A 25,313-nucleotide genomic window follows, 5' to 3' on the forward strand; every position below is an offset into this window, starting at 1 on the left:
GGCTCGCCGGCCGCCGCCCGCGACACCACCGCGCGGGCGGCCTCCAGCGCCGGCGACTGGGCGTTCAGGCCCTGCAGGCGCAGATTCAGTTCATGCTGCAGCGACGGCGTGGCGACCTTGGCCAGCCCATCCTCGAGCGTGATCTCGGCCTCATTGGCCGCGACGAAATCGGCGATGCCGAGCGCATCGCGCGCGACGGTATCCATGCGCGCCGCCGCGTCCATCAACTCGGCCGCCGGCGCCGTGACCGCCTCGTCATACACCCCGTCGTAGACCGGCGCCAGATCCGGCGCAAGCTCCAGTCCCCTGCGCGCGCGGTCGGCGCGGGCCTTGGCATCCTGCAAGGCGCCGGCGCTGTCGGCCAGCGTCTTGCGCGCGGCCAGCAGGGCCTCGCGCCGCCGCACGATGTCGTCGACCGACTGGATGCGCTCGGCCGCGAGGATGGGGCGCAGCGTCACGGCCGCCTTGGCCATGGCGGACTGGAAATCGACGATCACCTCGTAGGCATCGTCGTAGCGGCCCACGGCGTCTTTCTCGGCTTCGCCGAGGGCGCCGACCGGCACCAGCGACCCGGACGCGATACGGCTTTGCAGCAGCTCGATGAAGGCCGCGCGTTCCTGCGGCTCGCGATTGCCGCAAGCGGCCAGCGCCAGCATCGAAGCCGCCGCCAGGCCGGCCAGGCAGATCCGCAGCATTGCCATGCCCTTCCCTCCTTGCGTAAAACGTTGCATCGGGAACACCCGCCCGGCGGCCGGCATCCTCCCCGGCAGATTATCCCGAAGCGTCCGCCACCCGCCGCCGGCGGGCGGATTTTGTTGCCATCGAATCGATATGACACAGCCCACCGGCGCGCGCCTTAGCGGCTCACGCCGCCAGCGCGTAGCGCATCGCGCAGCGGCGCGCCGGGTCGAAACCCGCGGCCGCCTCCGCCTCCAGGCGAGCCCGCAATGCGGGCCCCAATTGCGGGGCCGGGACCTCGACAAAGCCTTGCCGCTGGTAGAAAGGCGCATTCCAGGGCAGCTCGCGATCGGTGGTCAGCGCCACGCCGCGGTAGATGCGCGCGGCGCGCGCATGTTCGACCACCGCCCGCAGCAGGTCGCGTCCCAGGCCGCGTCCCTGCATAGGCAGCGCGACCGACATTTCCGCCAGGTACAGGTCGCCGTCCATCGGCCGGGCCAGCGCGAATCCCGCCGGCCGGTCGTCGTCGCCCGGCGCGACCCACAACAGGCCCGCGGCAGCGGCGCGCGCCAATTCGGCTGGCGGCAGGGGCTCGCCCGCGGCGGCCCAGGCCATGGGCGTCCCAAGGAAGCGGGCGGCGGCGGAACGTTCGATATCGGGCAGGAGCGCCAGGTCGGCGGGGCGTGCGTGTCTGATCATGGGGCGCCCAGTATGCCCCAAGCGGCACGGAAACGGGATGCGCAGCCCCACTGTGCGGGCCGCGCGCCGGGACCTCATGCTTGGCCGCGTTCCGCCAGCGCCCCGCACTGGGCCGGACCGGCCTAAAATGCAGGACTGCCGGCCCGCTGCGGCCGCCCGCCACCTCTTGTCTTTCCAGCCTGAATGACCCAAGACGCTTCCCCCGACACCTGGGGCTTCGCCCATCCCGATTGCCGTGGCGCCGCCGCCCTGCTGTTTTTCATGAACGACCTGGCCCGCGTGGCCAACCAGTATCTGCGCCCCGGGCACCTGGGCGAAGAAGCGCTGGCCGATGCGCAGAAAGCCGTGGATGCCTTGCTGCAACGCTATGTCGAGATCGAGGCCGCCCCGGAAGCCTTCGATGGCGAACGCATCGAGCTGGCGCTGGAAACCGACACCCGTCCCGACGGCTCGACCGCCGCGCAGGTCGCGCTGCGCATGTCGCCCCGCCTGGAGGCGCTGATCATCGAAGCGCAACGCCAGGCGCGCCCCGCCACGCACTGACCTGGGTCCTGCCCCCCCCTGGCGCGGGGCGTCAGCGCCCGCGCCAGGGGGCACCCCGGCCGGACGGCAAGGGTGGCGTCGCACTCATTTCGGCGCGCCTCACAAAAACCCTTGCGAAATCATTAATTTAGCCATATAATCATTGGTTGATCCTATGGAACCTGGCCATTTGGCACTCCAGGCTTTGCCGCCGCCTTGGTCGGGTTTTGCTCAGGCCCCACTCAGCCTCAACTGGGTCCGCCAGCGAACCAGGCGTTGAAAAACCAGCCATTGAGCTACCCGGCGGGGCATCGGTCACCATCCGTTGACCAACCCTATTGGCCAACCCGTTGATCACCCCGGTGTTCATCCTGTTTCGCGACAGACAACCCTAAGAACGCGGAACCGGTTGCCAACCATTTATTGCACGCAATTGTGTTGCCGGTTTGCCTTGCGCGTCGTCACGACGATGGCGCGGGCCATAGCCAACATTCGCCCCGACCATGCCGCCGAGTCCGGCCCGGTCGGAAAACGCACAACGCAGCGTTGATCCGCTGCCATGCGCCCGCGATGGCGCCGTAACGCCATCGCCTATTGGGTCCGCCGTCCACCAATACAGGCAGGCGGCGCCCGCAACGTCCCAGGTCCAGGCCCGGGACGGCCCCCGCAGCCAGTCCGGCGCGCCCGCAAACCATGAGAATGCGCAAAGGACCGGCGGCGGATATGCGTTAGTGTCATGCATGACCCGGCACATGGCCGGGGCGCGGCGCGCGACAGCGCCCTCGCCCCCGGTTCGTGGCATGCGCTACGCAGCAATTCCCATAACAAGAACTTGAAAGAGAACACAACATGAATACTCGTTTCACTACCTCGGACCTGATCCGACGCCCGGCCCATACCAAGCTGGACAACATGCCGATCCACATCGGCGACATCGTTTACCTGCAACCGGCCGACGGCCCGGCCATCCGCGCCGCCGTGATCTTCAACGCGCCGATCGACGGCACGACCACGTACACCACCGAAATCGTGCCTTGCGGAACGGCCGCGCAGAAGGTCCCCGGACAGCGTATCCGCTTCCGCCACGAGCACGTGCACCGCATCGAACCGGTGCGCCGCGCCGCTCGCTGAGCCAGCGGTTCCCAACCTTAATCTGGCGCAAAACCGACACGGCCCACGCCGTGGCGGCTTCATTTGTGCGTGATAAAGTCGCAGGCAACGCAGTCAAGGCGCGACCATCATGCAAAACAACCGGCTTGCCATCCGCATCTGGGACCTTCCCACCCGACTCTTCCACTGGGCCCTCGTCGTCTGCATTGTCGGCGCCTTCGTCAGCGTCAAGCTGGGCGGCCTGTACATGGACTGGCACGTGCGCTTCGGCTGTGTCGCGCTGGGCCTGATCGTCTTTCGCGTGCTGTGGGGCTTTGTCGGCCCGCGCTATGCGCGCTTCACCCAGTTCGTGCGCGGGCCGCGCGCGGTGGCCAACTATCTCAAGGGCGCGGCCGCGCCAGCCGGCCACAATCCGCTGGGGGCGTGGTCGGTGCTGGCATTGCTGCTGGTGGTCGGCTTCCAGGCCGTGAGCGGCCTGTTCACCACCGATGACATCATGACGCAGGGCCCGCTGTTCGGCCACGTCAGCGAGTCCACCGCCGGCCTGCTGACCTCGTGGCACAAGCTCAATGAATGGGTCATCATCGGCCTGGTCGCCCTGCACCTGCTGGCCATAACCTGGTATGCGCTGGTGCGGCGCAAGCGGCTGGTGCGCGCCATCATCACCGGCAACGTCGATCCGAAAGACGTTCCGCCCGGCACACCGCCGACCCAGGACGGCTTCGCGATCTGGCTGCGCGCCCTGATCCTGGGCGCCTGTGTCACCGGCCTGGTGCTGTGGATTCGATCGCTGGAAATCGTCGCGGACATGTCGTTCTCGTAGTCATCGGGCTCGCGCGTGGCGCTGGCCGCCGAGCCACGCGCGGTATCCAGGCCGCGCACCAATGGAAAAGCCCCTCGGTCGAGGGGCTTTTTGCATGCGGCGGCGCGCCACAGGGCGCGGTACCGGCTTACTTCTTCTTGCGATAGGCGTCGTGGCAGGCCTTGCAGCTCGCGCCCACGTCGCCGAATGCGGCGCGCAGCTTGTCCAGGTCGCCGGCGTCGGCAGCCGCCGACAGCTTGACGATGTTGTCCTGGAACGCCTGCTGCTTCTGCTTGAAGCCGGCCGCGTCGCTCCAGATCTCGGGACGGGCGTCGCCGCCTTCCGTGCCGGGACCGAAAGCCGACCAGGGCAGCGCCGACAGCGTCTTGAGCACTTCGACGTTGGCCTTGATCTGGGCCGCGTCGTAGGGCGCCTGGCCCTTGACCACCGGCGTCATGCGGCCGAAGTGCGAGGCCATCAGCGTCAGCGCCGACTGGCGGTACTTGACGGCATCTTCGGGCTTGGCGAACTGCGCCTGGGCCGAGGTCGCCAGCAGCGATCCGACGGTCATACAGGCCAACGCGGCGAGCGTGGACAACTTCTTCATTGCAATCTCCCGTAAGTACAACAAGGATGCCGCGCGCCCGGCGCGCGGCAAGGCGACTATACCGCCCGGGCCAGGTCCGCGGCCAGGCCGATATACGAACGCGGGGTCATCGCCAGCAGGCGCGCCTTGGGTTCGTCCGGCAGGGCCAGGCCCTGGATGAATTCTCGCAGGGCTTCCTCGGTGATGCCTTTGCCGCGCGTCAAAGCCTTGAGCTGTTCGTACGGCTGCGGCAGGCCGTAGCGGCGCATGACCGTCTGCACCGGCTCGGCCAGGACTTCCCAGCAGGCGTCGATGTCGGCGTCGATGGCGGCGGTGTTGACTTCGAGCTTGCCCAGGCCGCGCATGCAGGCGTCCCAGGCCACCAGGCAATAGCCCAGGCCCACGCCCAGGTTGCGCAGCACGGTGGAGTCGGTCAGGTCGCGCTGCCAGCGGGAGATCGGCAATTTATCAGACAGATGGCGCAGCACGGCATTGGCCAGGCCCAGGTTGCCTTCGGAGTTTTCGAAGTCGATCGGGTTGACCTTGTGCGGCATGGTGGACGAACCGACCTCGCCTTCCTTCAGGCGTTGCTTGAAATAGCCCAGGGCCACGTAACCCCAGATGTCGCGGTCCAGGTCGAGCACGATGATGTTGGCGCGCACGATGGCGTCGAACAGCGCCGACATCCAGTCGTGCGGTTCGATCTGGATGGTGTGGCGGTTCTGCGTCAGGCCCAGGCCGGCCAGCACGCGCTGGCTGAAGGCGGGCCAGTCGATTTCCGGGTAGGCCGACAGGTGGGCGTTGTAGTTGCCGGTGGCGCCGTTGAGCTTGGCCAGCGGCTCGACCGCTTCGATCGCGGCGATGGCGCGGTTCAGGCGCGCCGCGACGTTGGCGAATTCCTTGCCCAGCGTGGTGGGACTGGCCGGCTGGCCGTGGGTGCGCGACAGCATCGGCTGGTCGGCCTGGGCCACGGCCATGTCGTTGAGCCTGGCGGCGATTTCACGCAGGCGCGGCAGCACCACTTCGCTGCGGGCGCGCGACAGCATCAGCGCGTGCGAGGTGTTGTTGATGTCCTCGGAGGTGCAGGCGAAGTGGATGAACTCGGCCGCGGTGGCCAGCTCGGCGTGGTCGGCGACCTTTTCCTTGAGCCAGTATTCGACCGCCTTGACGTCATGGTTGGTGACGCGTTCGATGTCCTTGATGCGGGCGGCGTCGGCCTCGGAGAAGTCGCGCACCAGCTGTTGCAGGCGGGCGCGGGCTTCCTGGGAGAAGGCGGGCAGCTCCGGCAGGCCGGCATCGGACAGGGCCACCAGCCAGGCCACCTCGACTTCGACGCGGTGGGCCATGAAACCGGCCTCGGAGAGCAGCCCGCGCAGCGCGTCGCCGCGGGAGGCGTATCGGCCATCCAGTGGCGAAAGGGCATTAAGTTGGCTAAGCTGGTCGGCGATTTGCATGGTCTGGGAAGGAAAAAGCTGCGGGTGGGAAAACCCGGCGATTTTATCATTCAGGGCCGCGCAACATTGTGGCAAACTGAGCGGGATTCCGTCCCGCGGACGGTTTGGCCGCCATGCGGCCTGCTATACTTCGGCCGCTTTCCGACTCCGCTTGTGAATCCATGAAACTGATCGGCTCGCTTACCAGTCCATACGTGCGCAAGGTGCGTATCGTCATGGCCGAGAAAAAGCTGGATTATCGGCTTGAACTCGAAAACGTCTGGTCCGCCGACACGCAGATCCAAACGTACAACCCGCTGGGCAAGGTGCCCTGCCTGGTCATGGAAGATGGCGGCGCCCTGTTCGATTCGCGCGTCATCGTCGAGTACCTGGATACCTTGTCCCCCGTCGCCCGCCTGATTCCGCAGCCGGGCCGCGACCGCGCGGCCGTCAAGTGCTGGGAAGCCATCGCCGACGGCCTGCTGGACGCCTGCGTCACCATCGTCAAGGAAAAGCAGCGCCCCGAGGCGCAGCGCAGCCCGGAATGGATCGAACGCCAGTACGGCAAGATCCACGCCAGCCTGGACGCCATGGACAAGAGCCTGGGCGAGAACGCCCACTGCATGGGCATCAACTACAGCCTGGCCGACATCGCCGTGGGCTGTGGCCTGGGCTACCTGGACCTGCGCTTCGCCGAGCTGGACTGGCGCGCCAACCACCCCAACCTGGCGCGCCTGTACGACAAGCTGTCGCAGCGCCAGTCGTTCGTGGACACCATCCCCAAGACGGCCTGACGGCCCCCGGCATCGTCCCGCACCGTTCCGGCCGCCTTGCGCGGCCGGTTTCACTTGCGGCTCAGGCCCAGAACGCCTGCGCGGCCTTGAACAGCATGTAGGCGGCCAGCGCGAACAGCAGGCAGGCGAACACCCGCTTCAGCGTCTGCACCGGCAAGCGGTGCGCCATGCGCGCGCCCAGCGGCGCCGTGAGGACGCTGACGCACACCAGCACCAGCAGCGCCGGCCAGTAGATGTAGCCCAGCATGCCGGGGCGGGTCGCGCCTTCGTTCAGCCCCGACACCACATAGCCGATGCTGTTGGCCAGCGCGATGGGAAAACCCAGCGCCGCCGAGGTCGACACCGCATTGTGCAGCGCCACGTTGCACCAGACCATGAAGGGCACCGACAGGAAGCCGCCGCCCGCCCCCACCAGCCCCGACAGGAAGCCGATGCCGGCGCCGGCCGCGCTGGTGCCGACCACGCCCGGCATCTGTCGGCTCGGCTTGGGCTTCTTGTTGCGCAGCATGTTCCAGCCGGAATAGCCCACGAACAGCGCGAAGAACAGCGACAGCCACAGGGTGCTGAGCGCCGCGAACACCGCGCCGCCCGACAGCAGGCCGCCCAGGATGATGCCGGGCGCCATGGCCCAGACGATGCGCCATTTGATCGTGCCCTTCTGCTGGTGGGCGCGCACGCTGGAGATCGAGGTGAACAGGATCGAGGTCATCGAGGTGGCGATGGCGGCGTGCACCACCAGGTCCGCCGGCATGCCTTTCCAGGCGAACAGCATCGTCAGGAACGGCACCAGCAGCATGCCGCCGCCAATGCCCAGCAGCCCCGCCGCGAAGCCCGCCACCGCGCCCAGCGCCAGCAGGCAAATCACCATCGTTACATCCACATCCCTCTCCTCGTTGTCGGCATGCGCCGTTTTTCATGAGCCAGGCCCCGCGGACGCGACGCCCGCGGGGCCTGGCTGGAACTGCTATCGGTGTTGCAACGGCCCGTCACAGGCCGGCGTGCCTAGACGATGATGCCGCCGCCCAGGCAGATATCGCCATCGTAAAGCACCGCCGATTGCCCGGGCGTGACCGCCCATTGCGGCTCGGCGAAATCGAGCGTGAAGCCCTCGGTGGTCGCGTCGCCCAGGCGGCAGGCCGCATCGGCCTGGCGGTAGCGCGTCTTGGCGCCGTATTCGCCCGCGGCAGGCGCCTGCCCCGCCACCCAGCTGACGTCCTGCGCCCGCAACGAACCGGACAGCAGCCAGGGATGGTCATGCCCCTGCACCACGTAAAGCACATTGCGCTCGAGGTCCTTGCGCGCCACGTACCAGGCCTCGGCCGTGCCGTCATCGCGCTGGCGGCCCTTCACGCCGCCCACGCCCAGGCCCTTGCGCTGGCCCAGCGTGTAGAACGACAGGCCCTCGTGGCGCCCGACCTTCTGCCCTTCCGGCGTCAGGATCGGGCCCGGTTCGGTCGGCAGGTAGCGGTTCAGGAACTCGCGGAACGGACGTTCGCCGATGAAGCAGATGCCGGTGGAGTCCTTCTTGGCCGCATTGTGCAGGCCGATCTCGTGCGCGATGCGACGCACCTCGGTCTTGTGGATCTCGCCCAGCGGGAACAGGGTGCGCGACAGTTGCGCCTGGTTCAGTCGGTGCAGGAAATAGCTCTGGTCCTTGGAACCGTCCAGCGCCTTGAGCAGCTCGAAGCGCGAGCCGCCGCCCTCGGCGGCCACTTCGCGCACGCGGGCGTAGTGGCCGGTGGCGATGTGTTCGGCGCCGAGCGCCATGGCGTGGTCGAGGAAGGCCTTGAACTTGATTTCGGCATTGCACAGCACGTCCGGATTGGGCGTGCGGCCGGCCGAGTACTCGCGCAGGAATTCCGCGAACACGCGGTCCTTGTACTCGGCGGCGAAATTGACGTATTCGAATTCCACGCCGACCAGGTCGGCCACGCTGGCCGCGTCCAGCAGGTCCTGGCGGGTGGAGCAGTATTCGGAATCGTCGTCGTCTTCCCAGTTCTTCATGAACAGGCCGACGACCTCGTAGCCTTGCTGCTTGAGCAGCCAGGCGGTGACCGAAGAATCGACCCCGCCGGACATGCCGACGACAACGCGGCCCTTCTTGGTGGATGTTTGACTCATGATGATGCCATTTTACTGTGGGGCGGCGGCGTCCTGCGGCTGCGGCTCGGCCGCCCGCGAGACTTCCATCAGCCAGGTCCGGAACGCCTGCAGGGTGGGCAGGTTGGCCTTCTGCTCGGGGTAGCACAGGTAGTAGCCCATGCGCGCGCGGATCGGCAGCTGGATCGCCACGGCCAGCTTGCCGTCGCGCAATTCGTCCTCGATCAGGCAGCGCGGGATCAGCGCCACGCCGAAGCCGGCGGCGGCCGCCTGCGACAGCAATGCATACTGGTCGAAGCGCGCCCCTTCCAGGCTGCGCCGGGTGTCGCAGCCGGCTTGCTCGAACCAGTCGCGCCAGCCTTCCAGGGCCGAGGTATGGTGCAGCAGGGGGTAGGCCAGCAGGTCCGCCGGCACGCTACAGCCGCCGGGAATCAGGCGCGGGCTGCAGACCGGCAGGATTTCGCGGCCGACGATGTAGTCGGCGCCGCTGCCCGGCCAGATGCCTTCGCCGAAACGGACGGCGGCGTCCAGCTCGGGCGACGAAAAATCGTAGCCCTGGCGGTGCGGCAGGAATTCCACGTGGATGTCCGGGCGCAACCGCATGAAGGCCGTCAGGCGCGGGATCAGCCAGCGCGCGCCGAAGGTCGGCATACAGGTCAGGTTGAGCGTGCCGCCCTGGCCCTGGTGCGCGATCAGTTCCACGGTGGCCGCCTCGATCTGGCCCAGTCCCGCCTGGATCTTGGTGAGGTAGCTGCGGCCGGCCTCGGTCAGGACCAGCCCTTGCCTGATGCGCAGGAATAGTTCGACGCCGACGAACTCCTCCAGATGTTTCACTTGCTTACTTACCGCACCCTGCGTCACGCACAGCTCCTGGGCGGCGCGGGTGAAGCTGCTGTGCCTGGCGGCCACTTCAAAGGCTTGCAGGTCGGTGAGCGAAGGACAGAACCGTCTCATGGGGGGAATGCCTGCGGACCCGGTCGACGGGGCTTGAAGTTACAAAAAGAAAACTTCGCCGCAAAAGAGGCATGAAAAAAAGTCATAGCTTAAGGAGAAACTTTCGTTTGTGCAAACCGGCCTTGCACGAAAGAATCTTCCTGTTTGCGTCTGCCTTTTGCGCAGTCGCTTTCCAATTCATAGGGGAATCCATGCAACGCCGTAATGTAGTCCTAGGTCTCTGTGTCGCCGCCGCGACCCTGGCCACGCCGCTGACCTCGGGCATCGCCCATGCCGAAGACGCCTACCCGAGCAAGCCGATCCGCCTGATCGTGCCGTTCCCGCCCGGCGGCACCACCGACATCGTCGGCCGCCTGTTCGCCGACAAGCTCGGCAAGGAACTGAACCAGACCGTGGTGGTGGAAAACCGCGGCGGCGCCGGCGGCTCGATCGGCAGCGCCTTCGTGGCCAGCAGCGCGCCGGACGGCTACACCCTGGGCATCGCCACCGTCAGCACGCACGGCATCAACCCGGCCATCTACCCGAACCTGCCGTTCGATGGCGAGAAGGACTTCACGCCGGTCTCGAACCTGGCCGCCGTCCCGAACATCATGACCATCAACCCGAAGGTGCAGGCCAAGGACATGGCCGAGTTCATCAAGCTGGCCAAGAGCCAGCCGGGCAAGCTGACCTACGCCTCGGCCGGCAACGGCTCGGTCTCGCACATGATGGGCGAACTGTTCAAGATGGCCTCGGGCACCGACCTGATGCACGTGCCGTACCGCGGCGTGGGTCCGGCGCTCAATGACGCGCTGGCCGGCCAGGTCGACGTCATGTACGACAACCTGCCCTCGACCCTGCCGCACGTGCAGTCCGGCCGCCTGATCGCCATGGCCGTCGCCGCGCCCAAGCGCGTGGCCAGCCTGCCGAACGTGCCCACCTTCGCCGAAGTCGGCCTGCCCGCCGTCAACGACGCCTCGTGGTTCGGCCTGGTCGCCCCGGCCAAGCTGCCCGCCCCGATCCTGGCCAAGCTGAACGCCGCCGTGCAGAAGGTCAGCGCCGAAGCCGACGTCAAGTCGCGCCTGGAAGCGCTGGGCGCCGAGCCGGCCGCCAACAGCCCCGAAGCGTTTGCCAAGCAGATCTCGGCCGAGATCGCCAAGAACAAGCGCATCGCCAAAGAAGCCAACGTGAAGATCGACTGAGCGATCTTCGGCCCCCGCCGCGTCCGCGCGGCGCGCGGGGGTCTCCGATTCACGAACGCAACACCCCCATATGCGAATTACCCAACCCCTGTCCTATCGGCTCGACCTTCCGCAGCAGTATCCGAACTCGGCGCCCTCGGCGCCCCTGGTGCTGGACTCCCCGCACAGTGGCACCACCTACCCGCCCGATTTCGCGCCCGCCGTGGATTTCGGGGCCCTGCGCACCGCCGAGGACACCTGGGTTGATGATCTGTGGGGCGACGCCATCGACATGGGCGTGCCCATGATCGCCGCGAGCTTTCCGCGCGCCTACATCGATGCCAATCGCGCCCCGGACGAAATCGACGAACTGCTGCTCGACCAGGCCTGGCCCGGCGCGGTCAATGCCTCGCCCAAGGTCAAGCTGGGCAAGGGCCTGATCTGGCGCATGCTGGACGACGGCACGCCGCTGTACGACCGCAAGCTGAGCGTCGAGGAAGTGACGCACCGCATCGAAGCCTGCTGGAAGCCGTACCACGCCGCCCTGGGCCAGGTCCTGGACAGCGCCCACCAGAAGTTCGGCAAGGTCTGGCACATCAACTGCCACTCCATGCCCAGCGTCGCCGGCGCCTACGCCACCGACCGCCCCGGCCTGGTCCACCCCGACTTCGTGCTGGGCGACCGCGACGGCAGCACCAGCGATCCGGCCTTCCGCGAATTCATCGCGGTCTGGCTGCGCGAGCGCGGCTACAACGTGACCGTGAACGACCCCTACAAGGGCGTCGAGCTGGTGCGCGCCTTCGGCCGTCCCGACGAAGACCGCCACAGCCTGCAGATCGAGATCAACCGCAAGCTCTACATGGACGAGGCCAGCCTGCGTCCGTCGGCCAACTACGGCCGCCTCAAGGCCGACCTGCGCGATCTCACCGCCGCGCTGATCGACTGGACTCGCGCGCAGACGGCCTGACGCCGGACGCCTGCGCGCCGGGTGCCGGCCAGCAGCCAGCTGTCAGTCTGGCCGGTATGACCGGGGCGCGAGCCCCAAAGCCCCATGGTTAACCCCATGGGGCTTTTCTTTTGCGCCCCGCCGAACCTCCTCCCCCGGGCGTATATCCGTTATAACTACGGCGAACCTTCTGAGGAGAGGCGTCGATGCACATCGGGATACCAAGGGAAACCCGAGACGGGGAAACCCGTGTCGCAGCAACACCAGAGACCGTCAAGAAGTACGTAGGCGGCAAACACACCGTTGTCGTGGAGCGTGGCGCGGGCACTGCGGCGCGCTATCTCGACGAAGCCTACGAAGCCGCTGGCGCCACGCTCGGCACCGCCCAGGAGGCATTGGGGGCGGAGCTCGTGATGAAGGTTCGCGCGCCGTCTGCGGCCGAACTGCCGCAGATGAAACCCGGCAGCGTGGTCATCGGCATGCTCGATCCCTTCGATGCCGACGGCCTGCAGCAGATGGCCGCCGCCGGACTGGTCGGATTCGCGCTGGAAGCCGCGCCCCGCATCACCCGCGCGCAAAGCCTGGACGTGCTCTCGTCGCAGGCCAACCTGGCCGGCTACAAGGCCGTGCTGCTGGCGGCCCACCACTACGGCCGCCTGATCCCCATGATGATGACCGCCGCCGGCACGCTCAAGGCCGCGCGCGCCGTGGTGCTGGGCACCGGCGTCGCCGGCCTGCAGGCCATCGCCACGGCCAAGCGCCTGGGCGCGGTGGTCGAGGCCTCGGACGTGCGCCCCGCCGCGCGCGAGCAGGTCGAATCGCTCGGCGCCAAGTTCATCGACGTGCCGTTCGAGACCGACGAGGAACGCGAGATCGCGCAAGGCGTGGGCGGCTATGCCCGCCCCATGCCGCCGGCCTGGATGGCGCGGCAGGCAGCGCTGGTGTCGGAACGCTGCAAGCAGGCCGATATCGTCATCACCACCGCCCTCATCCCCGGCCGCCCCGCGCCCACGCTGGTGTCGGCCGAGACGGTCGCGGCCATGAAGCCCGGCTCGGTGCTGGTGGACCTGGCGGTCGAACGCGGCGGCAACTGCCCGCTGTCAGAGAAAGGCAAGGTGGTCGAGAAACACGGCGTGACGCTGGTCGGGCTGACCAACCTGCCCGGCCTGGTCGCAACGGACGCGTCGGCGCTCTATGCCCGCAACATCCTCGACTTCCTGAAACTCATCATCAATGCGGACGGCGCGCTGGCAATCCAGCGCGACGATGAAATCGTGGCGGCCTGCCTGGTGTGCGAAGGCGGCAATGTGACGCGCAGGAGCTGAAAGCATGGAAGCGATCAATCCCACCCTGATGAATCTCATCATCTTCGTGTTGGCCATCTACGTCGGCTACCACGTGGTCTGGAACGTCACCCCCGCGCTGCACACCCCGCTGATGGCGGTGACCAACGCGATCTCGGCCATCATCATCGTCGGCGCCATGCTGGCGGCGGCGCTGACCGAAGGCGGACTGGCGCGCGGCATGGGCGTGTTCGCCGTGGCGCTGGCCGCGGTCAACGTGTTCGGCGGCTTCCTGGTCACGCGGCGCATGCTGGAGATGTTCAAGAAAAAGGACAGGAAGCCGGCCAAGGAGGAAGCGAAATGATCTCGCTGAACCTCGTCACGCTGCTCTACCTGGTTGCCTCGGTCTGCTTCATCCAGGCGCTCAAGGGCCTGTCGCACCCCACCACCTCGCGCCTGGGCAACGCCTTCGGCATGGCCGGCATGGCGATCGCGGTGCTGACCACCGGCGCGCTCATCGTCGGCCTGGCGCGCTCGGGCACCGCCACCATCGGGCTGGGCTGGGTGCTGCTGGGCCTCCTGGTCGGCGGCTCGATCGGCACGCTGATGGCCAAGCGCGTCGAAATGACCAAGATGCCCGAACTGGTCGCCTTCATGCACAGCATGATCGGCCTGGCGGCGGTCGCCATCGCCGTGGCCGTGGTGGCCGAGCCGCACGCCTTCGGCATCGTCGCCGCCGGCACGCTGATCCCCACCGGCAACCGCTTCGAGCTGTTCATCGGCACTTTCGTCGGCGCCATCACCTTCTCGGGTTCGGTGATCGCCTTCGGCAAGCTGTCGGGCAAATACAAGTTCCGGCTGTTCCAGGGCGCGCCGGTGGTGTTCCCCGGCCAGCACATGCTGAACCTGGCGCTGGCGTTGCTGATGCTGGCGATGGGCGTGTGGTTCATGCTGACGCAGGCGTGGACGCCGTTCGTCATCATGACGCTGATCGCCTTCGTGCTGGGGGTGCTGATCATCATCCCGATCGGCGGCGCCGACATGCCGGTGGTGGTGTCGATGCTGAACAGCTATTCGGGCTGGGCGGCGGCCGGCATCGGCTTCTCGCTCAACAACCCGATGCTGATCATCGCCGGCTCGCTGGTGGGCTCGTCCGGCGCCATCCTCTCGTACATCATGTGCAAGGCGATGAACCGCTCGTTCTTCAACGTCATCCTGGGCGGCTTCGGCGGCCAGGCGGGCGAGGCCGCGGCGGCTGGGGGCGGCCAGCAGCGCAGCGTCAAGTCGGGCAGCCCCGACGACGCCGCGTTCCTGATGACCAACGCCGAAAGCGTCACCATCGTGCCGGGCTACGGCCTGGCGGTGGCGCGCGCCCAGCACGCGCTCAAGGAACTGGCCGAAAAACTCACCGAACGCGGCGTGACGGTCAAGTACGCCATCCACCCGGTGGCGGGGCGCATGCCAGGGCACATGAACGTGCTGCTGGCCGAGGCCGAGGTGCCGTACGACCAGGTCTTCGAGATGGAAGACATCAACAGCGAGTTCGGCCAGACCGACGTGGTGCTGGTGCTGGGCGCCAACGACGTGGTCAACCCGGCGGCCAAGAACGATCCGAAATCGCCGATCGCCGGCATGCCGATCCTGGAAGCCTACAAGGCCCGCACCGTGATCGTGAACAAGCGCTCGATGGCCTCCGGCTATGCCGGCCTGGACAACGAACTGTTCTACATGGACCGCACCATGATGGTCTTCGGCGACGCCAAGAAGGTGCTGGAAGACATGGTCAAGGCGGTGGAGTGATGCGCGTGGCCTCGCGATGCGCATGCGCATCCGCGGGGCCGCTCCCTGCCAGGCTGCGGCCGCGCGCCCAATGTCCGCGGCAACGTCCGCGCGATCAGGCCGGCGCCAGTTGCTCGTCCACCACTTCGATCCAGTGCCGCACCGGCGTGCTGGTGCCGCTCTGCAAGTGCCCGATGCAGCCGATATTGGCCGACAGGATCACGTCCGGCGCGGCCGGCGCGATCGCGGCCAGCTTGCGGTCGCGCAGCGCCAACGCGATTTCGGGATTCAGCACTGAATACGCGCCCGCCGAGCCGCAGCACAGGTGCTGCTCCGCAAACGGCTGCAACTCGAACCCCAACTCGACCAGCAATCGTTCCGACAACGGCCGCAGTCCCTGCCAGTGCTGCAGGGTGCATGGCGGGTGGAACGATGCCCGCGCGCCCTTGCCCGCCAGCCGCTGGCGCAGTTGCGCCGCGTGCGGCGCCACGATTTCCGCCACGTCCTTGACCAGCGCCACGATGTCCGCCGCCCGCTGGGCGTAGGCGGGATCATGGCGCAGGTGGTGCGCATACTCCTTGACCATGGCGCCGCAACCCGACGCATTCATGACGATGGCTTCGATCCCGCCATCCTTCACTAGCGGCCACCACGCGTCGATGTTGGCGCGCATCTGGTCGAGCGCGGCCGCCTGCGCGTCCAGGTGAAAGCTGGCGGCGCCGCAGCAGCCGGCGCCCGGGGCAATGCGCGCGCCGATGCCGATGGCATCCAGCACGCGGATGGTGGCGGCGTCGATCGTCGGCATCATCGACGGCTGCACGCAGCCGGCGAGCATCAGCACCTGGCGGCCATGCCCGGCCACTTGCGGGAGCGCGCCGGCGGGACGCCGTTCCGGCACCTTGCGCTTTAGCGCCTCGGGCAACAGCCCGCGCACGGCCTGGCCCGCCCGCATGGCGGGCCCGAACAGCGGCGACAGCATGGCCCGGCGCAGCATCTTGCGCTTGGCCTTCTCGGCCCAGGGCCGCGGCACGCGTTCCTCGACGATCTGGCGCCCGATATCCACCAGGTGTCCGTACTCCACGCCAGAGGGGCAAGTGGTTTCGCAATTGCGGCAGGTCAGGCAGCGATCCAGGTGCTGCTGGGTCGACTGCGTCGGTTCGGCCCCCTCCAGCACCTGCTTGATCAGGTAGATGCGGCCGCGCGGGCTGTCCAGTTCATCGCCCAGCACCTGGTAGGTGGGACAGGTGGCGGTGCAGAAGCCGCAGTGCACGCAGCGCCGCAGGATCGCGTCGGCCTCTTTGCCCAGGTCGGTATCGCGGGCCCAGGCTGCCAGATTGGTTTGCATGATGCCTATAGCTCCAGGACCAGCCGGCCGGGATTGAACAGCCCCGCCGGATCGAGTTCTTGCTTGAGGCGGCGCGTGATCAGCGCCACGCCCGGCGACAGCGGATGGAACACGCCGTCGGTCGGCGGCCGCGTGCCTGCCGTACGGAACAGCGTCGCATGGCCGCCCAACCGTTGCGCCAGTTCGCGCAGCTCGGCGGCATCCTGCGCGCCCGACAGCCAGCGCTGGCCGCCGCCCCACTCCACCAGGGCCTGGCCGCCGCCAATCGCCGCCGCCGTCGGCGGCAGGGCCAATCGCCACAAGGGCTGGCCCGGCGCGAAGAACGGATGGGTCTGTTCGCGCAGCCCGCTCCACCAGGCTTGCGCCGCCTCCGGCGCCAGCGGATCCCCGCCGATCACCTGCCGCGCGCTGGCGATGGCCGGCGGCGCGCCCGACAGGCGCACGTGCATCTGGCCTTCCTCGTCGGCACCGCCCACCCAGCTGGTCGCCGAAATCGGCAAGGGCTTGCCGCGCCACAGCGCGAAGCTGGCCAGGGCCTGGGCCTGCGTCGCCGGCAACGCCAGCGTCAGTTCTTCCATCGGCCGAGGCACGACCTTGAGCGACACTTCGAGGATCGCGCCGAAGATGCCATGCGAACCGGCCAGCAACCGCGACACATCGTAGCCGGCCACGTTTTTCATGACCTCGCCGCCGAACGACAGCACCCGGCCGTCGGAATCCAGCAGCTGCGCGCCCAGCACGAAGTCGCGCAAGGCGCCGGCGCTCATGCGGCGCGGCCCCGACAGTCCCGCGGCCACGCAGCCGCCGATGGTGGCGGCGGGCGAGAAATGCGGGGGTTCGAAGGCCAGCATCTGGCCGTGCTCGGCCAGCGCCGCCTCCAGTTCCGCCAGCGGCGTGCCGGCCCTGACCGTCACCACCAGTTCCGACGGGTGATAGCTGACGATGCCGCGATACGGGGTCATGTCCAGCAGGCAATGGCCATCCTGCGGCGTCACCGGCCGGTAGTTGCCGTAGAACGCCTTGCTGCCGCCGCCCATGACGAACAGCGGCTTGTGACCGGCGCGAGCCGTCATGACCTGGTCGCACAATTCCGACAGGACGAAGTCCATAAGGGAGACGTCCTAGAAGCGTGCGAGATCCGGGAAGCGCAGCTCGCCCGCGTGTACGTGCATCTTGCCGTATTCAGCGCAGCGGGCCAGCGTAGGTATGACCTTTTCGGGATTGAGCAGGCACGGCGGATCGAATGCCCGCTTGACCGCCAGGAACGCGTCGAGTTCTTCGCGAGAGAATTGCACGCACATTTGATTTATTTTCTCCATTCCCACACCGTGCTCTCCAGTCACGGTTCCTCCCACCTGCACGCACAGTTCGAGTATGGCCGCACCGAATTTCTCGGCGCGCTCCACTTCGTCCGGTTTATTCGAATCGAACAGGATCAACGGATGCAGGTTGCCATCGCCCGCATGGAACACGTTGGCGCAACGCAGGCCGAACTCGTCTTCCATTTGCTCGATGGCGCCCAGCACCCGGGCGAGATGACGGCGCGGAATCGTGCCGTCCATGCAGTAGTAATCGGGCGACACGCGCCCGGCGGCGGGAAACGCGTTCTTGCGCCCCGCCCAGAATTTGAGCCGCTCGGCCTCCGAGGCCGACACCTGGCAGCGGGTGGACCCGGCCGCGCGGAAGATGGCTTCCATGCGCGCGATCTCGTGCGCCACTTCCTCCGGCGTGCCGTCGGATTCGCACAGCAGGATGGCCTGCGCGTCCATGTCGTAGCCGGCGCGCACGAAGGGTTCGACCATGTGCGTGGCGCGCCGGTCCATCATCTCGAGCCCGGCGGGAATGATGCCGTCGGCGATCACCTGCGTCACCGCGTTGCCCGCGGCCTCGACGCTGGAAAAGCTGGCCATCACGACCTGGGCGCAGGCCGGCTTGGGAATCAGCTTGACCGTCACTTCGGTCACCACCCCCAGCATGCCTTCCGAGCCGATGAATACCGACAGCAGATCCAGTCCCGGCGCGTCCGGCGCCTCGGAACCCAGTTCCACCACGTCGCCGTCGATGGTGACCATGCGCACCCGCAGCACGTTGTGCACGGTCAGGCCGTACTTCAAGCAATGCACGCCGCCCGAATTCTCGGCGACGTTGCCGCCGATCGAACAGGCGATCTGGCTGGAAGGATCCGGCGCGTAGTACAGCCCATAGGGCGCCGCGGCCTCCGAAATGGCCAGGTTGCGCACACCGGGCTCGACCACCGCGGTCGCGCTGGCCAGGTCGATATGCTTGATGCGATTGAATTTGGACAGGCCCAGCAGCACGCCCTGGCTGTGCGGCATGGCGCCGCCCGACAGGCCGGTGCCGGCGCCGCGCGCGACCACCGGGGCATTCAGGCGCTTGCAGATGCGCATCACGGCCTGCACCTGCTCTTCGCTCTCGGGCAGGGCCACTACCGCCGGCAGCGCGCGGTACAGCGACAGGCCGTCGCATTCGTAGGGACGCGTGTCCTCTTCACGAAACAGCACGCAATGCGACGGCAGCGCGGCCGACAACGCCTCGACGAGTTGCTGCAACGAATAAGGCGCCTGCGCTTGAGCCAGGCCGGTTTCGACCAGTGAATTCATGAGCGCAACAATAGCGCGACCGCAGATTGGACGCAGGCCGGGATTTACCCGCATCCTGCGTACATCCGCCGGCCACAAGGGCGCACAGACGTAACCAGCCGTAAAGTCCCTGCGCGCCGAATGGACATGGACGTTGCCGGCCCAGGCGCCCGCTTCATTCCCATCCATTGGGAATGCCTCTCGGCCATGCCCGTCGCCGGTTCCGCTGGACGAAAAAAAACCGGCGGGTCGCCCCCGCCGGCCTTCATCTGCGCCCCTTGGGACGACTCACCAGGACACGATCTTGCCCGGGTTCAGGATGTTGTTCGGATCGAACGCATGCTTGAGGCTGCGCATCAGGTCCAGCGCGTCATCACCATGCTCTTCGGCCATGAACTGCATCTTGTGCAGGCCGACGCCGTGTTCGCCGGTGCAGGTGCCGTCGGCGGCGATCGCGCGCCGCACCAGGTTGTGGTTGATGGTTTCCGACTCCTGCCATTCGCGTTCGCTGTCGGCGTCCAGCAACATCAGCACGTGGAAATTGCCGTCGCCGACGTGGCCGACGATGGTGTACGGGAAGCTGGCCCGGTCCAGTTCCTCGACGGTGTCGCGCACGCAATCGGCCAGGCGCGAAATCGGCACGCACACGTCGGTGGTGCTGGCGCGGCATCCCGGACGCAGTTGCAGGCCGGCGAAGTAGGCATTGTGGCGCGCGGTCCACAGGCGGCTGCGGTCCTCGGGGCGCTCGGCCCATTCGAAGTCCATGCCGCCATGCTCGGCGGTGATGGCCTGCACGGTCTCGGCCTGCTCCTGCACGCCCGCCGGACTGCCGTGGAATTCGAACACCAGCAGCGGCGTCTCGCGCAACGTCAGCTTGCTGTGCAGGTTGACGGCGCGCACGCTGGCCGCGTCCATGAACTCGACACGCGCCACCGGCACGCCCATCTGGATGATCTCGATCACGCTTTGCACCGCGGCGTCGAGCGTGGGGAAGTTGCAGACCGCGGCCGACACGGCCTCGGGCTGCGGATACAGGCGCACCGTCACTTCGGTGATGATGCCGAGCGTGCCTTCGCTGCCGACGAAGATGCGGGTCAGGTCGTAGCCGGCCGACGACTTGCGGGCGCGGCCGGCGGTGCGCACGATGCGACCGTCGGCGGTGACCACGGTCAGCGACATGACGTTTTCGCGCATGGTGCCGTAGCGCACGGCGTTGGTGCCGGAGGCGCGCGTGGCGGCCATGCCGCCCAGGCTGGCGTCGGCGCCCGGATCGATCGGGAAGAACAGGCCGGTGCTGCGGATCTCTTCATTGAGCTGCTTGCGCAGCACGCCCGCCTGCACCGTCGCGGTCAGGTCTTCGGCGTTGACGGCCAGCACCTTGTTCATCTGCGACAGGTCCAGGCTGATGCCGCCCTGGATCGCCAGGATGTGGCCTTCCAGCGACGAACCCGCGCCATAGGGAATCAGCGGCACGCGGTGTTCGTTGCACAGCCTGGCGACCTCGGCGACTTCCTCGGTGCTCTGGGCGAAGACGACGGCGTCGGGCAGCATCGCCGGATACGGCGATTCATCGCGGCCGTGGTGCTCGCGCACCGCGGAAGACTCGGAGAAACGATCGCCAAAGCGGGCGCGCAGGGCCTCGAGACAGGCGGCCGGCACCGCGCGGCGCAGCGATTCAGCGTGCAGGGGAGCATTCATGATCAGCGGATTCTCGGGTTGGGTAATCCGGCTATTCTACGCCGCCCGCCTTGCTGCGCCGCAAACCGCCGCCCGCGGCGGCTTGCGGCAATCCGGCCTTATTTGCCGGAGGTCAGCGCGACGCGGCGGCGTTCACGCACGGCATGGGCCAGGCGCTCGAGCACGGCCACCGACGCATCCCAGTCGATGCAGCCGTCGGTGATGCTCTGGCCGTAGACCAGCGGCGTGCCCGGCACCATGTCCTGGCGGCCGCCCAGCAGGTGGCTTTCGACCATCACGCCGACCAGGCGCGCGTCGCCGGCTTCCATCTGGCGCGCCACGTCTTCGATCACCAGCGGCTGGTTCTCGGGCTTCTTGCTGCTGTTGGCGTGGCTGGCATCGACCATCACGCGTTGCGCCAGGCCGGCCTTGGACATGTCCTGGCAGGCCGCGTCGACGCTGGCGGCATCGTAGTTCGGCGTCTTGCCGCCGCGCAGGATGACGTGACAGTCTTCGTTGCCCGCCGTCGAGACGATGGCCGAATGCCCGCCCTTGGTCACCGACAGGAAGTGGTGCGGCTGCGACGCCGCCTTGATCGCATCGACCGCGATCTTCACATTGCCGTCGGTGCCATTCTTGAAACCCACCGGACACGACAATCCGGACGCCAGTTCGCGATGCACCTGGCTCTCCGTCGTGCGCGCCCCGATCGCCCCCCAGGAAACCAGGTCCGCAATGTATTGCGGCGTAATCATGTCCAGGAACTCGCACCCCGCCGGCAGGCCCAGGCTGTTGATGTCCAGCAGCAGTTCACGCGCCACGCGCACGCCCTTGTTGATGTCGAAGCTGCCGTCCAGGTCCGGATCGTTGATCAGGCCTTTCCAGCCGACCGTGGTGCGCGGCTTCTCGAAATACACGCGCATGACGATTTCCAGATCTGCGCTCAGACGGTCGCGCACCGGCTTGAGCCGTTTCGCGTATTCGATCGCCGCGCGGGTGTCGTGGATCGAACACGGGCCGATCACGACAATCATGCGGTCGTCCATGCCATGCAGGATGCGGTGCATCGACTGCCGGGCGGCGAACACGGTGTCGGAGGCCTCTTTGGTGCAGGCGAACTCGCGCATCACGTGCGCGGGCGGATTCAGCTCTTTGATTTCTCGGATGCGAAGGTCGTCGGTATTGTGTGACACGGTACTGCTCCTGGGTTTCCCGCCACCGGGATCGGTCCCGGGGTGTTCCTCAAGCTGACGGCACAAAAAAAGCCGCCAGTTCGCTGGCGGCTTTTTTGGGGGGATTCTTTCCAAACTTCAGATTGAGCGCGTCCCTTCCTCCGCCAGCGGCTTCAGAAAACCATAAAAGTAAAAGTAAAAGGCGGGGGACGCGAATTTCATGGGAAAAGACTCTAGCACAAAATTTTGGAGCCGTCACGCCGGATTTCAGCGGCGGACGGCGCCCCATTTCACGCGGTGCCGCCCACCGTCAGGCCTTCCATGCGGACGGTCGGCATGCCCACGCCCACCGGCACGCTCTGGCCATCCTTGCCGCAGGTGCCCACGCCCGAATCCAGTTTCAGGTCGTCGCCGATCATGGTGACGCGGGTCATGGCGTCGGGGCCGTTGCCGATCAGCGTGGCGCCCTTGACCGGATACGTCACCTTGCCGTCCTCGATCATGTAGGCCTCGGAGGCCGAGAACACGAACTTGCCGTTGGTAATGTCGACCTGGCCGCCGCCGAAATTGACCGCATACAGGCCGCGCTTGACGGACGAGATGATTTCCTCTGGCGCCTTGTCGCCGGCCAGCATGTAGGTGTTGGTCATGCGCGGCATCGGCAGGTGCGCGAACGATTCGCGGCGGCCGTTGCCGGTGGCCGCGGTCTTCATGAGTCGCGCATTCAGGGTGTCCTGCATGTAGCCGCGCAGGATGCCGTCTTCGATCAGGACGTTGCGCTGGGTGGCGTTGCCCTCGTCGTCGATGTTGAGCGAACCGCGGCGGTCGGGGATGGTGCCGTCGTCGACCACGGTCACGCCCTTGGACGCGACGCGTTCACCGATACGGCCCGAGAACACGCTGGAGCCCTTGCGGTTGAAGTCGCCTTCCAGGCCATGGCCGACCGCTTCGTGCAGCAGGATGCCGGGCCAGCCCGACCCCAGCACCACCGTCATTTCGCCGGCGGGCGCGGGACGGGCTTCCAGGTTGACCATGGCTTCGTGCACGGCGCGCTCGACGTAGCCCTGCAGCATTTCGTCGGTGAAATATGCCAGCCCCAGCCGGCCGCCGCCGCCCGCATGGCCCATTTCGCGCCGGCCGTTGCGCTCGGCGATCACGGTCAGCGACAGGCGCACCAGCGGCCGCACGTCGGCGGCCAGGCGGCCATCGCTGCCAGCCACCAGCACCACGTCGTACTCGGCGCCCAGGCCGGCCATGACCTGGATCACATGCGGGTCGCGGGCCCGCGCCATGCGTTCGATGCGTTCAAGCAAGGCGACCTTCTCGGGGGCGCTCAGCGTGGCCACCGGATCGATGTCCGCATACAGGCTGCGGCCCATCTCGGCTTCGACCTGCGCCGCGACCTTGACCTTGCCGGCGCCGCGGCGGGCGATGCCGCGCACCGCGTGGGCCGACGACAGCAGCGCCTCGGGCGACAGCGAATCGGAATAGGCAAACGCGGTTTTCTCGCCACTCACGGCGCGCACGCCGACGCCCTGGCTGATGGAGAAGCTGCCGGTCTTGACGATGCCCTCTTCCAGGCTCCAGCCTTCGCTGCGGGTGTATTGGAAGTACAGGTCGGCATAGTCGACCTTGTGGGTGAAGATTTCGCCGAGCGCGCGCGCCATGTCGGCCTCGGTCAGCCCCCAGGGGTCGAGCAACAGCGATTTGGCGGTGGCCAGGGATGCAATAGCGGGATCGATGATTTTCATAGGACTCTGTTTGGGGGCGCAGGCGCGGAAAACGCGGCAGCCGTGACACGCAAGCCTCTATCGTAACGCCGACACGGGTCCGGCGTCCCGGGCCGCGCATATTGTCTATCAAGTTAACCAATTGGGGACTGTTCCCAAACTGTTGCGGAATCGCGGCACAAAATAAGAAAGCCCCCGGCACGACCCGGACGCCGGCGGCTCCGTCGCCGTCCGGACGCGCCAAATCGGCCTGCCGCGCTTGGATCAAAAACTTGTCATACAACCCAACGACAAAATGAACACCCGGGAAAATACACGGCGCAAGGGGGCACGCATACCATTCTCGCAGGATGGGAATGAAAATCCGCATACCCTGGCCAAATCCCGCGAATATGCCACGGTATCCATGTCGTCCTACCACTGATTTGCCGCGCGCATTCCTCATCCGCGGAGTTTGCCAAACCCTGGCCAGGCGTGTTCCGCTACCGCGAAAAATACCGATTCCCTTCCCATCCGCTCGCTTCGTGAAACAAAACCGTGCAATTCGGCGCCCGACCGGCAGCATTCGTCCGCCCTGTGAACCAAAGACTATCTTGTTTCAATTAGTCCCAAATTTGGGAATATCATTCCCAATACTTGTTCCAGGCCGGAAGCCGCAAGACTGAACGCTCTCAGGCGGTTTTGATACAAAGTAATTAGTCCGAAACTGCGGCAATGGCTCGGTAACTTCTGTATTATGCGAGGCACAACAAATAAACATAACTCCGCCGGCGATTAAAGCAGTTCCATAATCAGGAATAACCATGGCCCGAGAAACCTACGCAGCTCTGCAAGCAAAGATCGAAAAGGAAATCAACAAGCTCCAAAAGAAGGCTGAAGTCCTCCAGACCAAGCGTCGCAAGCCGGTGATCGCTTCGATCATCACCTCGATGCGCGAGTACGACATCACGCCCGAAGAAATTGCCGCCGCCTTTGGTGCTGGCAAATCCGTTCGCACCGCCAGCAGCGGTGGTCGCCGCAAGACCGGCGCCGCCGCCCGCCCCGCCAACGCCGCCAAACGCGCCGTTGCGCCCAAGTACCGTCATCCCCAGACCGGGGAGACCTGGAGCGGCCGCGGCAAGGCGCCTCGCTGGCTCGCCGCGGAAGAAGCCGCGGGGGCCACGCGCGACAGTTTTCTTATCAAAGAATAAAACCTATCTTTCAGTAAGAAAAATAAAGGCGCACCAAAATGGTGCGCCTTTTTTATTTTCGAACAACCCTTGCGGGCTGCTGAAATTTACTGAACCGGGAATTGGATTTCGCGCTCGGCGCCATTATTTCCTGGAAAGTTGTCAAATATTGCACGAACCAGATAGGGCATCATGCGCATGAAATTGTCCTGCTCGCTGAGTATGAAAGCGCTGGACCGATAGACTTCGGCCCCGCCCCGCTGGCTGTCGTGGATCTGCAGCGTGAGCGTATTGCGCTGGGCCACCACCGGCACGTCGACCCATTCGGGACCCCAGTAGCCATAGTAACCACCCCAGGGACGCGGGCCGTAGAAACCGCCATAACCGTAACCGCCATTGAAATACGGATCGTACGGGCGCCGCACCATGACCTGCGTCTGCGTCGTGCCATAACGGAACGAGACATTGAAACGGGCCTTGGCGCCGCCCTGGGCTTCCACCAGTCCGGTGGCGCCGATACCGGCGCGAACCATGTCCTGGTAGGACTGGTATTCGAGGTTATTGGCCTGCGACGGCTCGGCCGGCACGAATTGGTAGGTCTGGCCTTCGACCCCGGCAGGCCATTGCTGGAACGAGGTGACGCGCGCCGATACGGTGGGGGTGGCGCATCCGCTCAGCACCAGTGCCCCGAATACGGCCAGGACGGCCGCCCAGCGGCCGGTATTGAACGGGAAAGAACGGAACATTTGCAACTCCTCATCGCGCGCAACGGCG

At 66.6% G+C, this 25,313-nt stretch carries 24 protein-coding genes; 10 read left to right on the top strand and 14 right to left on the bottom strand.

The genetic code is table 11. The features are described from left to right. Together DK459_RS22175 and DK459_RS22180 are read right to left on the bottom strand one after the other, a co-directional pair. Positions 1-701 (bottom strand): DUF3053 family protein (locus DK459_RS22175; protein ID WP_054443037.1); only part of this gene is annotated, 701 nt, incomplete at its 3' end. 163 nt (positions 702-864) lie between these two features. Then, positions 865-1,377 carry a GNAT family N-acetyltransferase gene (locus DK459_RS22180; RefSeq protein WP_006388461.1) on the bottom strand — a complete coding sequence of 171 codons (513 nt, stop codon included), beginning with the start codon at positions 1,375-1,377 and terminating at the stop codon, positions 865-867. Between the two features lie 183 nt (positions 1,378-1,560). On the opposite strand from DK459_RS22180, the gene DK459_RS22185 reads away from it, so the two are divergent. The 3 genes from DK459_RS22185 (at position 1,561) to DK459_RS22195 (ending at position 3,832) form a co-directional block, all read left to right on the top strand. After that, positions 1,561-1,920 carry a hypothetical protein gene (locus DK459_RS22185; protein ID WP_006388459.1) on the top strand — a complete coding sequence of 120 codons (360 nt, stop codon included), beginning with the start codon at positions 1,561-1,563 and terminating at the stop codon, positions 1,918-1,920. A gap of 828 nt (positions 1,921-2,748) precedes the next feature. Further along, positions 2,749-3,030, top strand: a complete 282-nt coding sequence (locus DK459_RS22190; protein WP_006388458.1) for a hypothetical protein — start codon at positions 2,749-2,751, stop codon at positions 3,028-3,030. A gap of 109 nt (positions 3,031-3,139) precedes the next feature. After that, on the top strand, positions 3,140-3,832 hold the full coding sequence (locus tag DK459_RS22195; RefSeq protein ID WP_024068256.1) for a cytochrome b/b6 domain-containing protein: 693 nt from the start codon (positions 3,140-3,142) through the stop codon (positions 3,830-3,832). A gap of 127 nt (positions 3,833-3,959) precedes the next feature. Here the strand turns inward: DK459_RS22195 and DK459_RS22200 are convergent, their stop codons facing one another. Together DK459_RS22200 and purB are read right to left on the bottom strand one after the other, a co-directional pair. Beyond that, positions 3,960-4,418 (bottom strand): cytochrome c, encoded by a 459-nt coding sequence (locus tag DK459_RS22200; protein ID WP_006388456.1) that lies wholly within the window; start codon positions 4,416-4,418, stop codon positions 3,960-3,962. 56 nt (positions 4,419-4,474) lie between these two features. After that, positions 4,475-5,851 (bottom strand): adenylosuccinate lyase, encoded by a 1,377-nt coding sequence (gene purB / locus DK459_RS22205; RefSeq protein WP_006388455.1) that lies wholly within the window; start codon positions 5,849-5,851, stop codon positions 4,475-4,477. 161 nt (positions 5,852-6,012) lie between these two features. Here purB and DK459_RS22210 point away from each other — a divergent pair, with 161 nt between their 5' ends. Further along, positions 6,013-6,624: a glutathione S-transferase gene (locus DK459_RS22210; RefSeq protein ID WP_006388454.1), complete on the top strand. Its 612-nt coding sequence runs from the start codon at positions 6,013-6,015 to the stop codon at positions 6,622-6,624. Between the two features lie 61 nt (positions 6,625-6,685). On the opposite strand, the gene DK459_RS22215 is transcribed toward DK459_RS22210, so the two are convergent. The 3 genes from DK459_RS22215 to gcvA all read right to left on the bottom strand — a co-directional run bounded on the left by DK459_RS22215 (position 6,686) and on the right by gcvA (position 9,678). Then, positions 6,686-7,504: a sulfite exporter TauE/SafE family protein gene (locus DK459_RS22215; protein WP_024068253.1), complete on the bottom strand. Its 819-nt coding sequence runs from the start codon at positions 7,502-7,504 to the stop codon at positions 6,686-6,688. Between the two features lie 122 nt (positions 7,505-7,626). Then, positions 7,627-8,745 carry a tRNA 2-thiouridine(34) synthase MnmA gene (gene mnmA / locus DK459_RS22220; protein WP_006388452.1) on the bottom strand — a complete coding sequence of 373 codons (1,119 nt, stop codon included), beginning with the start codon at positions 8,743-8,745 and terminating at the stop codon, positions 7,627-7,629. Positions 8,746-8,757: 12 nt separating this feature from the next. Further along, positions 8,758-9,678 (bottom strand): transcriptional regulator GcvA, encoded by a 921-nt coding sequence (gene gcvA, locus DK459_RS22225; RefSeq protein WP_006388451.1) that lies wholly within the window; start codon positions 9,676-9,678, stop codon positions 8,758-8,760. A 191-nt stretch (positions 9,679-9,869) separates the two neighbouring features. Between gcvA and DK459_RS22230 the strand changes: the two genes are divergently transcribed. The 5 genes from DK459_RS22230 (at position 9,870) to DK459_RS22250 (ending at position 14,867) form a co-directional block, all read left to right on the top strand. Next, entirely contained in the window at positions 9,870-10,859 is a 990-nt protein-coding gene (locus DK459_RS22230; RefSeq protein ID WP_024068252.1) for a tripartite tricarboxylate transporter substrate binding protein, read from the top strand. Between the two features lie 70 nt (positions 10,860-10,929). Beyond that, positions 10,930-11,805, top strand: a complete 876-nt coding sequence (locus tag DK459_RS22235) for an N-formylglutamate amidohydrolase (RefSeq protein WP_024068251.1) — start codon at positions 10,930-10,932, stop codon at positions 11,803-11,805. Positions 11,806-11,990: 185 nt separating this feature from the next. Then, the gene (locus DK459_RS22240; RefSeq protein WP_024068250.1) at positions 11,991-13,109 is read left to right on the top strand and encodes a Re/Si-specific NAD(P)(+) transhydrogenase subunit alpha; all 1,119 of its coding nucleotides are present in this window, start codon (positions 11,991-11,993) and stop codon (positions 13,107-13,109) included. A gap of 4 nt (positions 13,110-13,113) precedes the next feature. After that, complete coding sequence (locus tag DK459_RS22245; protein WP_006388447.1) at positions 13,114-13,431, top strand: NAD(P) transhydrogenase subunit alpha; 318 nt, start codon at positions 13,114-13,116, stop codon at positions 13,429-13,431. Beyond that, positions 13,428-14,867: an NAD(P)(+) transhydrogenase (Re/Si-specific) subunit beta gene (locus tag DK459_RS22250; protein WP_006388446.1), complete on the top strand. Its 1,440-nt coding sequence runs from the start codon at positions 13,428-13,430 to the stop codon at positions 14,865-14,867. The genes DK459_RS22245 and DK459_RS22250 overlap by 4 nt, the downstream gene beginning before the upstream one ends. Before the next feature lie 94 nt (positions 14,868-14,961). Here DK459_RS22250 and glcF read toward each other — a convergent pair whose 3' ends face one another. The 6 genes from glcF to tldD all read right to left on the bottom strand — a co-directional run bounded on the left by glcF (position 14,962) and on the right by tldD (position 23,391). Continuing rightward, the gene (gene glcF / locus DK459_RS22255) at positions 14,962-16,191 is read right to left on the bottom strand and encodes a glycolate oxidase subunit GlcF (RefSeq protein WP_020924478.1); all 1,230 of its coding nucleotides are present in this window, start codon (positions 16,189-16,191) and stop codon (positions 14,962-14,964) included. A 5-nt stretch (positions 16,192-16,196) separates the two neighbouring features. Next, positions 16,197-17,300, bottom strand: a complete 1,104-nt coding sequence (gene glcE, locus DK459_RS22260; protein WP_024068247.1) for a glycolate oxidase subunit GlcE — start codon at positions 17,298-17,300, stop codon at positions 16,197-16,199. 12 nt (positions 17,301-17,312) lie between these two features. Then, positions 17,313-18,812: an FAD-linked oxidase C-terminal domain-containing protein gene (locus tag DK459_RS22265; RefSeq protein ID WP_006388443.1), complete on the bottom strand. Its 1,500-nt coding sequence runs from the start codon at positions 18,810-18,812 to the stop codon at positions 17,313-17,315. A 267-nt stretch (positions 18,813-19,079) separates the two neighbouring features. Continuing rightward, a complete protein-coding gene (locus tag DK459_RS22270) occupies positions 19,080-20,489 on the bottom strand; it encodes an FAD-binding oxidoreductase (RefSeq protein WP_024068245.1) in 1,410 nt (469 codons plus the stop codon). Between the two features lie 98 nt (positions 20,490-20,587). Beyond that, complete coding sequence (gene aroG, locus DK459_RS22275; RefSeq protein WP_006388441.1) at positions 20,588-21,661, bottom strand: 3-deoxy-7-phosphoheptulonate synthase AroG; 1,074 nt, start codon at positions 21,659-21,661, stop codon at positions 20,588-20,590. 269 nt (positions 21,662-21,930) lie between these two features. Continuing rightward, a complete protein-coding gene (gene tldD / locus DK459_RS22280; protein WP_020924482.1) occupies positions 21,931-23,391 on the bottom strand; it encodes a metalloprotease TldD in 1,461 nt (486 codons plus the stop codon). 782 nt (positions 23,392-24,173) lie between these two features. On the opposite strand from tldD, the gene DK459_RS22285 reads away from it, so the two are divergent. After that, positions 24,174-24,560, top strand: a complete 387-nt coding sequence (locus DK459_RS22285; RefSeq protein ID WP_006388439.1) for an H-NS family nucleoid-associated regulatory protein — start codon at positions 24,174-24,176, stop codon at positions 24,558-24,560. A gap of 86 nt (positions 24,561-24,646) precedes the next feature. Here the strand turns inward: DK459_RS22285 and DK459_RS22290 are convergent, their stop codons facing one another. Beyond that, the gene (locus tag DK459_RS22290; RefSeq protein WP_006388438.1) at positions 24,647-25,285 is read right to left on the bottom strand and encodes a DUF4136 domain-containing protein; all 639 of its coding nucleotides are present in this window, start codon (positions 25,283-25,285) and stop codon (positions 24,647-24,649) included. Positions 25,286-25,313: the final 28 nt, after the last annotated feature.

This window comes from Achromobacter sp. RW408 (assembly GCF_003184165.1).
Classification (GTDB): domain Bacteria; phylum Pseudomonadota; class Gammaproteobacteria; order Burkholderiales; family Burkholderiaceae_B; genus Achromobacter; species Achromobacter xylosoxidans.